Origin of the sequence: Pseudomonas cichorii (assembly GCF_019719005.1) — a bacterium.
Lineage (GTDB): Bacteria > Pseudomonadota > Gammaproteobacteria > Pseudomonadales > Pseudomonadaceae > Aquipseudomonas > Aquipseudomonas cichorii_E.
On record NZ_JAIGPJ010000014.1, the window covers coordinates 3,713 to 15,888 of the forward strand.

Genomic DNA, 12,176 nt, shown 5'->3' on the forward strand with positions numbered 1-12,176 from the left:
AAGCTGAGTCGTCGATTAAGGAGGTGATCCAGCCGCAGGTTCCCCTACGGCTACCTTGTTACGACTTCACCCCAGTCATGAATCACACCGTGGTAACCGTCCTCCCGAAGGTTAGACTAGCTACTTCTGGTGCAACCCACTCCCATGGTGTGACGGGCGGTGTGTACAAGGCCCGGGAACGTATTCACCGCGACATTCTGATTCGCGATTACTAGCGATTCCGACTTCACGCAGTCGAGTTGCAGACTGCGATCCGGACTACGATCGGTTTTGTGAGATTAGCTCCACCTCGCGGCTTGGCAACCCTCTGTACCGACCATTGTAGCACGTGTGTAGCCCAGGCCGTAAGGGCCATGATGACTTGACGTCATCCCCACCTTCCTCCGGTTTGTCACCGGCAGTCTCCTTAAAGTGCCCACCATAACGTGCTGGTAACTAAGGACAAGGGTTGCGCTCGTTACGGGACTTAACCCAACATCTCACGACACGAGCTGACGACAGCCATGCAGCACCTGTCTCAGTGTTCCCGAAGGCACCAAACCATCTCTGGTAAGTTCACTGGATGTCAAGGCCTGGTAAGGTTCTTCGCGTTGCTTCGAATTAAACCACATGCTCCACCGCTTGTGCGGGCCCCCGTCAATTCATTTGAGTTTTAACCTTGCGGCCGTACTCCCCAGGCGGTCAACTTAATGCGTTAGCTGCGCCACTAAAATCTCAAGGATTCCAACGGCTAGTTGACATCGTTTACGGCGTGGACTACCAGGGTATCTAATCCTGTTTGCTCCCCACGCTTTCGCACCTCAGTGTCAGTATGAGCCCAGGTGGTCGCCTTCGCCACTGGTGTTCCTTCCTATATCTACGCATTTCACCGCTACACAGGAAATTCCACCACCCTCTGCCCTACTCTAGCTCGCCAGTTTTGGATGCAGTTCCCAGGTTGAGCCCGGGGATTTCACATCCAACTTAACGAACCACCTACGCGCGCTTTACGCCCAGTAATTCCGATTAACGCTTGCACCCTCTGTATTACCGCGGCTGCTGGCACAGAGTTAGCCGGTGCTTATTCTGTCGGTAACGTCAAAATCGTCACGTATTAGGTAACGACCCTTCCTCCCAACTTAAAGTGCTTTACAATCCGAAGACCTTCTTCACACACGCGGCATGGCTGGATCAGGCTTTCGCCCATTGTCCAATATTCCCCACTGCTGCCTCCCGTAGGAGTCTGGACCGTGTCTCAGTTCCAGTGTGACTGATCATCCTCTCAGACCAGTTACGGATCGTCGCCTTGGTGAGCCTTTACCTCACCAACTAGCTAATCCGACCTAGGCTCATCTGATAGCGCAAGGCCCGAAGGTCCCCTGCTTTCTCCCGTAGGACGTATGCGGTATTAGCGTCCGTTTCCGAGCGTTATCCCCCACTACCAGGCAGATTCCTAGGCATTACTCACCCGTCCGCCGCTCGCCACCCGGTACAAGTACCTGTGCTGCCGCCCGACTTGCATGTGTTAGGCCTGCCGCCAGCGTTCAATCTGAGCCATGATCAAACTCTTCAGTTCAAACATCGTTGGGTTTTGAGAAAACCCTAAACTTGGCTCAGCAATCGTTGGTTACATCTTTGATTTCTCGCGGAGTAACTTGCGTTGCTGATAATCTGTTGACTTCAGTCTTACACCACAAGCACCCACACGAATTGCTTGATTCAGTTGTTAAAGAGCGGTGGGTTGAGCCTTTCGTCTCAACCGAGGCGCGCATTCTACAGCGCCCTCTGTATCTGTCAAGCGGTTATTTCAACAAGTTTCAAAGTTTCCTTTGCAACTTCAACCACTTGCGCTTCGATCAACCTCAAGTTGCTCGTCAGCGGGAGGCGAATTCTACAGGACCCGAAGGCTGTGTCAAACGCTTTCTCATACCGCTGTCGACCCAACCACGACCGAAGCACTTCCCGCTCGACTCCAGAACCGCTAAAAACTTGCAAACTATTGATTTACAAGGCTTTTTCAGTTCCGTCTGCGCCGGAAGTGGGGCGAATTATAGAGACATTAAATCGCCCGTCAACCGTTAATTTCGATTTCATTGAAATTAACCGAAACGGACGCTTCCTATATAGAAGAAGAGCCTCTCGCTTCTATATAGGAGCTAAAGCACCCCGGCCTCACGGAGCGCCAGCACCTCTTCAGCCTTGAGCCCCAGAATGTTCTGCAAGACTTCCTGTGTATGCTCACCCAGCAATGGAGGCGCACGCCGGTATTCAACCGGCGTCTCGGAAAGCCGAATCGGGCTGGCCACCTGCGCAACGCTGCCACCCAGTGCATGCGGCATCTCTATGGCCAGTCCACGCGCTTGAACCTGCGGATCTGCGAACACCTGGGCAAGGTCATTGATCGGCCCACACGGCACACCCGCCGCTTCAAGTACCTCGACCCACTGCGCTGTCGTCCTGAACACCGTCACCTGGCGGATCAGCGGAATAAGCTCGGCACGATTGGCCACCCGCAGCGTGTTGGTCTGGAAGCGAGGATCATCAGCCCAATGAGCCTGCCCGGCCACCTCGGCAAACTTCCTGAACTGGCTGTCGTTACCGACCGTAAGAATGAAGTCGCCATCCGCCGTCGGGAAATCCTGATAAGGCACGATATTGGGATGAGCATTCCCCAGGCGACGTGGAGCATTGCCCGTGGTGAGATAGTTCATCGCCTGGTTTGCCAGGCAAGCCACCTGCACATCCAGCAAGGCCATATCGATATGCTGCCCAATGCCGCTCTGATCCCGATGAGCCAAGGCCGCTAGCATCGCACTGGTCGAATAGAGCCCGGTGAGAATATCCGTCAACGCAACACCCACCTTCACCGGCCCGGCACCCTCTTCACCTTCAGACCGCCCGGTAAGACTCATCAGCCCGCCAAGTCCCTGGATCATGAAGTCATAACCCGCTCGCCTGGCATACGGCCCGTTTTGCCCGAAGCCGGTGATGGAACAATAGATCAAGCGTGGATTGATAGCCTTGAGCGCGCCATAGTCCAGCCCATACGCGGCCAGCCCACCAACCTTGAAATTCTCGATCACGATATCGGAGCGCGCCGCCAACTCCCTCACCAGCTTCTGCCCTTCAGGCCGGGTGAAGTCGATGGTCACGGATTGCTTGTTACGGTTGGCCGAGAGGTAATAAGCCGCCTCAGAGGTGTTCTCACCCGCCGGATCCTTCAGGAATGGCGGCCCCCATGAACGCGTATCGTCACCATTGCCAGGACGCTCGACCTTGATGACGTCAGCCCCGAGGTCCGCCAGGATCTGCCCCGCCCAGGGACCGGCCAGGACACGCGACAGGTCAAGCACTCGAATATGCGAAAGCGCGCCCATGGCAGACTCCTTAATAGAAAGCCTGAATGCCGGTCTGCGCACGCCCCAGAATCAATGCATGCACATCATGCGTGCCTTCATAGGTATTCACGACTTCAAGGTTCACCAGATGACGGGCAACACCAAACTCGTCGGAGATGCCATTGCCGCCCAGCATGTCGCGAGCCATTCGAGCGATATCCAGCGACTTGCCACACGAATTGCGCTTCATGATCGAGGTGATTTCCACCGCCGCGATACCTTCGTCCTTCATGCGCCCCAGTCGCAGACACCCTTGCAGCGCCAGAGTGATTTCAGTCTGCATGTCAGCGAGCTTTTTCTGGATCAACTGATTTGCGGCCAGAGGACGCCCGAACTGTTTGCGGTCCAGCGTGTATTGCCGCGCAGTGTGCCAGCAGTACTCCGCAGCCCCGAGGGCCCCCCAGGAGATTCCGTAGCGGGCCGAGTTCAGGCAAGTAAAAGGGCCTTTGAGGCCACGCACATCCGGGAAGATGTTTTCTTCAGGCACAAAGACGTTGTCCATCACGATCTCGCCAGTGAGGGATGCACGCAATCCCACCTTGCCGTGAATCGCTGGAGCACTCAGCCCGGCCCAGCCTTTCTCCAGAACGAAGCCACGGATATCGCCCTCGTCATCCTTGCCCCAGACCACGAACACATCCGCGATAGGGCTATTGGTGATCCACATCTTGCTGCCGGTCAGGCGATACCCGCCATCGACCTTGCGCGCCCGGGTGATCATCGCACCCGGATCGGAACCGTGATCAGGCTCGGTGAGGCCGAAACAGCCGATCCACTCGCCGGACGCCAGTTTTGGCAGGTACTTCTGCTTCTGGGCCAGAGTGCCAAACTCATTGATCGGCACCATCACCAGAGAAGACTGAACACTCATCATTGAGCGATAGCCCGAATCGACGCGCTCCACTTCCCGCGCAATCAGTCCGTAGCTTACGTAATTCAGGCCGCTGCCGCCGAACTCTTCAGGAATGGTCGCACCCAGCAAGCCGACCTCGCCCATTTCACGAAAGATGGCGGGATCGGTCTGCTCATGACGAAAGGCTTCAAGCACCCGGGGAGCGAGCTTGCTTTGGGCGAACTGTTCAGCACTGCGCATCACCATGCGCTCTTCTTCTGTGAGCTGTTGATCCAGCAGCAGCGGATCAATCCAGTTGAAGCTTGCTTTACCACCCATGACCCACTCCTCGCGTCGCTCGCAAATGTTGTGAAGTGATCCTAGACCCGCTTTCACAAGGCGACAAACGACGATTACTCAAGCTCTTGTGCTAATTTCTCACTCCGTGATTCGTAAAACCGCCAGATTTATCAACGACGAGTGAGGCCAGCGTATATGCGGCGAAAAATCCCCAGCACAGCCGCACTCGTCAGTTTCGAGTCCGCCGCTCGCCACGAGAGCTTTACCAAGGCGGCACACGAACTGTCGCTGACCCAGAGCGCCATCTGTCGACAGATCGGCAGCCTGGAAGAATTCCTGGGCGTCGAGCTTTTCCGACGCTCCAGGCGTGGCGTGAAGCTGACCGAAGCCGGCCTTTCCTATAGCCGCCGTGTTGCCGCGCAACTGGATGCCGTGGAACGCGACACGCTGTCGATCATGGGTCAGCAAGGTGCCAATGTGATCGAGCTGGCAGTCGTGCCTACATTCGGCACGCAATGGCTGCTGCCACGGCTCAAGGATTTCCAGCAGCGCCACCCTGAAGTCACGGTCAACCTCACCAACCGGACTCGCCCCTTCCTGTTTGCCGACACCGATTTCGACGCCGCTATCTACTTTGGCGATGCCGACTGGCCAGGCACCGAAGCCCATCGCCTGATGGGCGAAAACCCCATGCCGATCTGCAGCCCGAAATTCATGCAAGGTCGCGACAGTCTGGATGCCCGGCAGATCGCCGAGATGCCACTGCTGCAACAGACCACGCGCCCTTACGCCTGGCGGCAATGGTTCAGCGCGCAGCACCTGAATATCCCCCGCGACATGACAGGTCCTCGGTACGAGCTATTCTCCATGCTTGCCCAGGCAGCGATGCATGAGATGGGAATTGCCCTGATCCCTCCTTTCCTGATCCAGCGTGAGTTACAGGAAAAACGGCTGGTCATCGCCAACACCCACGCACTCGACAGCATCAAGGCCTACCACTTGATGATTCCGGAGCGAAAAGTCGAATCAGCGTCTCTGCGCGCATTCCGGGATTGGCTGATCGATCAGGCAAAAGGCTACAGGCTGCCGCCAGCAAGGGATTGAGCACCGAAACCAGAAAGTAGTGACGCCCTATAAACACCTACAGATATAAGGTTTTGTCGCCTGAGGACAATCTCTCACCATGGCGCAAAAACTGACGAATGCTCTTTATTTACAGGCTCTTTAGCTGTTTTTGAAGCGCTTCGGGCAAATCACTGAAAAAATCCTCTTTTCCACAATTTTCAGATGGAATCTCCTGATAGGCCTATAAATAAAGGCTTACAGCCATTACTTGCGACAATAGGTCACAGGATGACTTGTAGTTAATTTATAGTCTCGTTACAGAATGTGTTGAAGCGCCCAGACTTCAATTGCAGAATGCTCCGCCCCCAAGGCTTTCAAGGCCTGGGGAAATGCTGATCGGCCACCCCAGACGCACCAGCCGTAGTGCGCTGGCCTATTTATGAAGATAAAAAGATCACGCAGGAGATTTGACGTGCACATTGGTGTTCCTCTTGAAACCCAAACGGGTGAAACCCGGGTTGCTGCCACCCCGGAAACCATCAAAAAGCTGATCAGCCAAGGCCATAGAATCACTGTGCAAAGCGGAGCAGGCATCCATGCCAGCGTGCCGGACAGTGCCTATGAGGCCGCAGGCGCCACCATTGGTGGAGCAAGCGAAGCCTTCGCAGGTGAGCTGATCCTCAAGGTCACAGCCCCCAACGACAGCGAACTGGCTCTGATAAAGAGCGGCACAATCGTCATCGGGATGCTCAACCCGTTCAGCAACGAGACCATCGCCAGACTGGCCGAACGCGGCATCACCGCTTTCGCCCTGGAAGCGGCCCCGCGCACCTCCCGTGCGCAAAGCCTCGACGTGCTTTCGTCCCAGGCCAACATCGCCGGCTACAAGTCCGTACTGCTGGCAGCCCATCACTACCCGCGCTTCATGCCGATGCTGATGACTGCTGCAGGCACCGTGAAAGCCGCTCGGGTTCTGGTGCTCGGTGCCGGTGTTGCCGGGTTGCAGGCCATTGCCACCGCCAAGCGACTGGGCGCGGTAGTAGAGGCTTCCGACGTGCGACCTGCCGTCAAAGAGCAGATCGAATCCCTGGGTGCCAAATTCATCGACGTGCCGTACGAAACCGATGAAGAGCGCGAGTGCGCCGAAGGGGTTGGCGGTTACGCACGTCCAATGCCTGCGAGCTGGATGCAGCGCCAGGCCGTTGCCGTGCATGAGCGCGCCAGACTGTCGGACATCGTGATCACCACCGCACTGATCCCCGGCCGCAAGGCGCCGGTGCTGCTCAGTGCCGAAACCGTGGCACAGATGAAGCCCGGCTCGGTGGTCATCGATCTGGCCGCGGCACAAGGCGGCAATTGCCCGCTGACAGTAGCCGATCAGGTGGTGTTGGAGCACGGCGTGACCATCGTCGGCCATACCAACCTGCCCGCTCTGGTCGCAGCAGATGCTTCCGCGCTGTACGCACGCAACCTGCTGGACTTCATGAAGCTGCTGTTCGACAAGGACGGCCAGTTGCAGATCAATCTCGAAGACGACATCGTCGCCGCGTGCCTGATGTGCCGCGACGGCCAAGTCATTCGCAAGAACGGCTGAGGACAAGACAATGGAAGAGTTGATCTCCCCTGGTATCTATAACCTGATCATTTTTGTACTGGCGATCTATATCGGTTACCACGTGGTCTGGAACGTGACGCCTGCCCTGCATACGCCGCTGATGGCCGTGACCAACGCCATCTCCGCCATCGTGATTGTTGGTGCCATGCTCGCCGCCGCCCTGACGGTCACGCCGCTGGGCAAGATCATGGGCACGCTTGCCGTGGCCCTGGCTGCCGTGAATGTGTTCGGTGGCTTTCTGGTGACCCGTCGCATGCTGGAAATGTTCAAGAAGAAAGCACCCAAGGCAAAAGACGAGGTGCAAAAGTAATGAGCATGAATCTGGTCACCCTGCTGTACCTGGTCGCTTCGGTCTGCTTCATTCAGGCGCTCAAAGGACTCTCGCACCCGACAACCTCCCGTCGCGGCAACCTGTTCGGCATGCTGGGCATGGGCCTGGCCGTGATAACCACCGTCGGCCTGGTCTTCAAGCTGGCGGCCCTTTCGACCGTCGAAGGCACCAGCGCGGGTATTGGCTATATCGTGATCGGCCTGCTGGTCGGCGGCACGGCGGGGTCGATCATGGCCAAGCGTGTCGAGATGACCAAAATGCCGGAGTTGGTCGCCTTCATGCACAGCATGATCGGCCTGGCAGCGGTGTTCATCGCCATTGCTGCCGTCGTGGAGCCACAGTCTCTGGGCATCGTGCGCAATCTGGGCGACGCAATACCGGCAGGCAACCGTCTGGAACTGTTCCTGGGCGCGGCCATTGGTGCCGTCACCTTCTCTGGTTCGGTCATCGCCTTCGGCAAGCTGTCGGGCAAGTACAAATTCCGTCTGTTCCAGGGCACACCGGTACAGTTTGCCGGGCAGCACAAGCTGAACCTGATTCTCGGGCTCGCCACGCTGTTCTTTGGCCTGACGTTCATGTTCACCGGCAACCTGACCGCCTTCGCAATCATGCTGGCCCTGGCCTTCGTGATCGGCGTGCTGCTGATCATCCCGATTGGCGGCGCGGACATGCCGGTGGTGGTGTCGATGCTCAACAGTTATTCGGGCTGGGCGGCGGCAGGTATCGGCTTCTCGCTGAACAACTCGATGCTGATCATTGCCGGCTCGCTGGTAGGTTCTTCGGGCGCGATTCTGTCCTACATCATGTGCAAGGCCATGAACCGATCGTTCTTCAACGTGATCGGCGGCGGTTTCGGCGGCGCAACAGAAGCAGGTGGCCCGGCAGGCGCCAAGGAAGCTCGTCCGGTCAAATCCGGCTCGGCGGACGATGCCACCTTCCTGCTGACCAACGCCGACACCGTGATCATCGTCCCGGGCTACGGCCTGGCAGTCGCACGGGCGCAGCATGCGCTGAAAGAACTGACTGAAAAGCTGACCCATCACGGCGTCACCGTGAAATACGCGATTCACCCGGTTGCGGGCCGGATGCCTGGGCATATGAACGTGCTGCTGGCCGAGGCCGAAGTGCCTTATGATCAGGTGTTCGAGATGGAAGACATCAACTCCGAGTTCGGTCAGGCCGACGTGGTGCTGGTGCTGGGCGCCAACGACGTGGTCAACCCGGCAGCCCGCAACGACCCCAAGTCGCCGATTGCAGGGATGCCGATCCTCGAAGCCTTCAAGGCCAAGACGATCATCGTCAACAAGCGCTCCATGGCCAGCGGTTATGCCGGTCTGGACAACGAACTGTTCTATATGGATAAAACCATGATGGTGTTCGGAGACGCCAAAAAGGTGATCGAGGACATGGTTAAGGCTGTGGAAAACGCTTAGCCTCCAACCCGCCTGAAAGAGCCCCAGTGCGTTCTGCGCCTGGGGCTTTTTTACATTCCGCGTAACAGTGTTTTGCCTTGAAAGGCCCTGATTAGAGGCCTCCAATGCGACCTTGGTCGCGGGACGGAAAAACCTCAAGTCTCTAGACTTGACCCTTGCTTCCACCTTCGAGACAGAATCCATGTACCGCGACCGTATACGTTTGCCTTCTTTGATGAGCAAGGTAATGAGCGCAGCAGAAGCTGCAGCGTTGATTGAAGATGGCATGACCGTCGGCATGAGCGGCTTCACCCGCGCCGGTGAAGCCAAGGCCGTTCCCCATGCCTTGGCCGAACGCGCCAGAGTGTCGCCACTCAAGATCAGCCTGATGACCGGCGCCAGCCTGGGCAACGATCTGGACAAGCAGTTGACCGAAGCCGGCGTGCTGTCTCGTCGCATGCCCTTCCAGGTCGACAATACGCTGCGCAAGGCCATCAACAACGGTACGGTCATGTTCATCGACCAGCACCTGTCCGATACAGTTGAACAGTTGCGCAACCGCCAGATCAAGGCAGTGGATCTGGCCGTCATCGAATGCGTGGCGATTACCGAAGAAGGCCATCTGGTGCTGAGCACGTCGGTCGGCAACTCGGCCAGCTTCGCGATTCTGGCCAAGCAGGTGATCGTGGAGATCAACCTGTCACAGCCGCTGGAGCTGGAAGGCCTGCACGACATCTATATCCCCAGCTATCGGCCGACACGCCTGCCGATCCCGGTCCTGGATGCCGACTCGCGCATTGGCAGCAGCGCCGTGAAGATCGACCCGGAAAAGATCGTCGGTATTGTCATCAGTGATCAGGGCGACTCACCTTCAACTGTACTGCCGCCGGATGCCGAGACCCAGGCCATCGCCAACCATCTGGTGGAGTTCTTCAAGAAGGAAGTGCGCGAAGACCGGCTGACCAACCAGTTGATGCCGTTGCAGGCCGGGATCGGCACCATCGCCAATGCCGTGATGCACGGCCTGCTGGACTCGCCGTTCCATGACATGACCATGTATTCCGAAGTGCTGCAGGACTCGACTTTCGACCTGTTCGATGCAGGCAAACTGAGCTTCGCATCAGGCAGCTCCATGACCCTGTCCGCCGCCAAGCACGAGCAGGTGTTCTCGGATTTCAATCGCTACAAGTCACGCCTGGTGCTGCGCCCGCAAGAGATCTCCAACCACCCTGAAGTCATTCGCCGCCTGGGCATCATCGGCATCAACACGGCACTGGAATTCGATCTGTACGGCAACGTGAACTCGACCCACGTCTGCGGCACCCGGATGATGAATGGCATCGGCGGCTCCGGCGACTTCTCGCGCAATGCCCACCTGGCCATCTTCGTCACCAAATCCATCGCCAAGGGCGGATCGATTTCCAGCGTGGTGCCCATGGTGAGCCATGTGGACCATACCGAACACGATGTGGACATCCTAGTGACCGAGCAGGGCCTGGCCGATCTGCGCGGCCTGGCACCTCGCGAGCGCGCACGGATCATCATCGACAATTGTGTGCATCCAGACTATCGCGAGGCTCTGAATCAATACTTTGCGGCCGCCTGCGCCATCGGTGGACACACCCCGCACATCCTGCGCGAAGCACTGAGTTGGCACATCAACCTGGAAGAGACCGGTCGCATGCTGCCAACCTGAGGAACACAGTTGCAAGTGAGCAAGAGGTTTCTTTGCTCACTTTCCAGTGTCACTCAACCTATCTGAAACAAACTGTACTTCTGTACCGGTCAAAAAACGGCTAAAAACAGCAAAACTCACCAAGCATGACCACAAAACGCACCATATAAGTGCTCACCGGTACAGTTGCCCCATTTATGAACAAAACAGTGCCTATAAACAGTTAACTGAACCATCACAATACAAATGAACTGTGTCTATAGATACTGGCCGACTGAGAGGAAGATAGGCACCAGTCAAGTCATTCTCTAAACCCGCCACAAGCGGAAGGAAGTCACACCATGGAACGTACAGTCAGTTCCGACCTGTTCAACGAAAGCACCGTCAACACCGCTCAAGCTGCATGGCCTCTGCGCGTACTCGCTAACCTGATGCTCTGGCAGCGTCGCCTCTCCAGCCGCCACCAACTGGCTCGCCTGGATGCTCGCCTGCTCGCCGACGCAGGTATCAGCGAAGCACAGCGTTACGAAGAGCTGAGCAAGCCGTTCTGGCGCTAACTGAAGCGCCCGCTGGTCCAGACCCCAAAGGTCTCTCACCAGCACCCAGAATTGCGTAACACAAAGCCCGTCTCAGGCAACCGAGACGGGCTTTGTCGTTTGTGGGGTGAAATATCCTGAACAGATACAGTTTTTTAAAAACAAATAAACACCTGTACAGTTTGTTCGCACCAGCCCCCCACAAACCATCGGTATTCGCCCAACGGCCCTCACGCTGCAATGACAATCTCGTTACCGCTGCGATAGGCTAATGCCCACTCTGTCACACTTTGGAATTCCACAATGACTCTGTTCCGTATCCTCGCTGCAGCCGCACTGCTGACAGCGGCTGCCAGCGCAAGCGCTACCAGCTTCATCGTCACTACCGATGCTGTCGTGGGCGCAGTGGCAGCTTCCAGTGAAGCTACTTCCGATGCCTCTTCTTCTTTGAGAGACGACAAGATCGTCCGCGCCGCCCGTGACGAAGCTGCCAGCTTCGTGGCCAGCGAAGGCGACATCCGCGGTGCTCAACTGGAAGGCGCGTTCCAGCACATCCGCCAGCAATACCCGAACCTGAGCGCAACAGATACACAACTGGCCCAAGCCATTCTGGCCATCTAAGCCAGTCCTGGGGTAGCTCCATGGCTGGCATTGCGCTAGCCTTGGACCTCGTTTTGCCAGCCATTGAAAGCCATGCGTTTATTACCTCTTCTGTTTGCAGCTCCAGTCGCCAGCCTGATCTGGGTCAGCCCGGCTCAGGCCTTCGATACGACGACACAGAGCCTGGTCATTACCGGATACGTCACCACTCAGGTCACCACTGCGCCTTTCGACAGAAAGCTGATCCTGGCCGCCCAGGATGATGCGGCGGCGTTCGTTGCCACTGACGGCCAGATCCGCGGTGTCCGACTGGAGTCAGCATTGCGCAACCTGCGAAACACCCAGTCAAAACTTCATGCCAGCGACCTTGAACTGGCTGAAACAATCCTCGTCCAATAGTCACTTTCGACCTCTTTGCGTAACTGGAGACGTT

At 57.1% G+C, this 12,176-nt stretch carries 10 protein-coding genes and 1 rRNA gene; 8 read left to right on the plus strand and 3 right to left on the minus strand.

Going from position 1 to position 12,176, the window contains the following annotated elements:
- Positions 1–16 precede the first annotated feature (16 nt).
- The 3 genes from K5D32_RS12620 to K5D32_RS12630 all read right to left on the minus strand — a co-directional run bounded on the left by K5D32_RS12620 (position 17) and on the right by K5D32_RS12630 (position 4,548).
- Positions 17–1,555, minus strand: a 16S ribosomal RNA gene (locus K5D32_RS12620).
- A gap of 580 nt (positions 1,556–2,135) precedes the next feature.
- On the minus strand, positions 2,136–3,356 hold the full coding sequence (locus K5D32_RS12625) for a CaiB/BaiF CoA-transferase family protein (RefSeq protein WP_221592868.1): 1,221 nt from the start codon (positions 3,354–3,356) through the stop codon (positions 2,136–2,138).
- Between the two features lie 10 nt (positions 3,357–3,366).
- Positions 3,367–4,548: an acyl-CoA dehydrogenase gene (locus K5D32_RS12630; RefSeq protein WP_221575241.1), complete on the minus strand. Its 1,182-nt coding sequence runs from the start codon at positions 4,546–4,548 to the stop codon at positions 3,367–3,369.
- Between the two features lie 156 nt (positions 4,549–4,704).
- Between K5D32_RS12630 and K5D32_RS12635 the strand changes: the two genes are divergently transcribed.
- The 8 genes from K5D32_RS12635 to K5D32_RS12670 all read left to right on the plus strand — a co-directional run bounded on the left by K5D32_RS12635 (position 4,705) and on the right by K5D32_RS12670 (position 12,142).
- On the plus strand, positions 4,705–5,613 hold the full coding sequence (locus K5D32_RS12635) for a LysR family transcriptional regulator (RefSeq protein WP_221575242.1): 909 nt from the start codon (positions 4,705–4,707) through the stop codon (positions 5,611–5,613).
- Between the two features lie 433 nt (positions 5,614–6,046).
- Positions 6,047–7,168 (plus strand): Re/Si-specific NAD(P)(+) transhydrogenase subunit alpha, encoded by a 1,122-nt coding sequence (locus K5D32_RS12640; protein ID WP_221592870.1) that lies wholly within the window; start codon positions 6,047–6,049, stop codon positions 7,166–7,168.
- Between the two features lie 10 nt (positions 7,169–7,178).
- A complete protein-coding gene (locus K5D32_RS12645; RefSeq protein ID WP_025262526.1) occupies positions 7,179–7,499 on the plus strand; it encodes an NAD(P) transhydrogenase subunit alpha in 321 nt (106 codons plus the stop codon).
- Positions 7,499–8,953, plus strand: a complete 1,455-nt coding sequence (locus K5D32_RS12650; RefSeq protein WP_221592871.1) for an NAD(P)(+) transhydrogenase (Re/Si-specific) subunit beta — start codon at positions 7,499–7,501, stop codon at positions 8,951–8,953. The genes K5D32_RS12645 and K5D32_RS12650 overlap by 1 nt, the downstream gene beginning before the upstream one ends.
- Before the next feature lie 181 nt (positions 8,954–9,134).
- On the plus strand, positions 9,135–10,628 hold the full coding sequence (locus K5D32_RS12655; RefSeq protein WP_221600563.1) for an acetyl-CoA hydrolase/transferase family protein: 1,494 nt from the start codon (positions 9,135–9,137) through the stop codon (positions 10,626–10,628).
- Positions 10,629–10,948: 320 nt separating this feature from the next.
- The gene (locus tag K5D32_RS12660; protein WP_025262529.1) at positions 10,949–11,164 is read left to right on the plus strand and encodes a DUF1127 domain-containing protein; all 216 of its coding nucleotides are present in this window, start codon (positions 10,949–10,951) and stop codon (positions 11,162–11,164) included.
- 282 nt (positions 11,165–11,446) lie between these two features.
- Entirely contained in the window at positions 11,447–11,764 is a 318-nt protein-coding gene (locus K5D32_RS12665) for a DUF2388 domain-containing protein (protein WP_025262530.1), read from the plus strand.
- Positions 11,765–11,836: 72 nt separating this feature from the next.
- Positions 11,837–12,142 (plus strand): DUF2388 domain-containing protein, encoded by a 306-nt coding sequence (locus tag K5D32_RS12670; protein WP_025262531.1) that lies wholly within the window; start codon positions 11,837–11,839, stop codon positions 12,140–12,142.
- The last annotated feature ends 34 nt before the right edge of the window (positions 12,143–12,176 follow it).

What these genes read in the sequence shown, in the direction of transcription:
- K5D32_RS12645 (WP_025262526.1), top strand. Translation starts at nt 7,179, where the DNA reads ATGGAAGAGTTGATCTCCCCTGGTATCTATAACCTGATCATTTTTGTA.
- K5D32_RS12635 (WP_221575242.1), top strand. Translation starts at nt 4,705, where the DNA reads ATGCGGCGAAAAATCCCCAGCACAGCCGCACTCGTCAGTTTCGAGTCC.
- K5D32_RS12650 (WP_221592871.1), top strand. Translation starts at nt 7,499, where the DNA reads ATGAGCATGAATCTGGTCACCCTGCTGTACCTGGTCGCTTCGGTCTGC.
- K5D32_RS12665 (WP_025262530.1), top strand. Translation starts at nt 11,447, where the DNA reads ATGACTCTGTTCCGTATCCTCGCTGCAGCCGCACTGCTGACAGCGGCT.
- K5D32_RS12660 (WP_025262529.1), top strand. Translation starts at nt 10,949, where the DNA reads ATGGAACGTACAGTCAGTTCCGACCTGTTCAACGAAAGCACCGTCAAC.
- K5D32_RS12625 (WP_221592868.1), bottom strand. Translation starts at nt 3,356, where the DNA reads ATGGGCGCGCTTTCGCATATTCGAGTGCTTGACCTGTCGCGTGTCCTG.
- K5D32_RS12655 (WP_221600563.1), top strand. Translation starts at nt 9,135, where the DNA reads ATGTACCGCGACCGTATACGTTTGCCTTCTTTGATGAGCAAGGTAATG.
- K5D32_RS12630 (WP_221575241.1), bottom strand. Translation starts at nt 4,548, where the DNA reads ATGGGTGGTAAAGCAAGCTTCAACTGGATTGATCCGCTGCTGCTGGAT.
- K5D32_RS12670 (WP_025262531.1), top strand. Translation starts at nt 11,837, where the DNA reads ATGCGTTTATTACCTCTTCTGTTTGCAGCTCCAGTCGCCAGCCTGATC.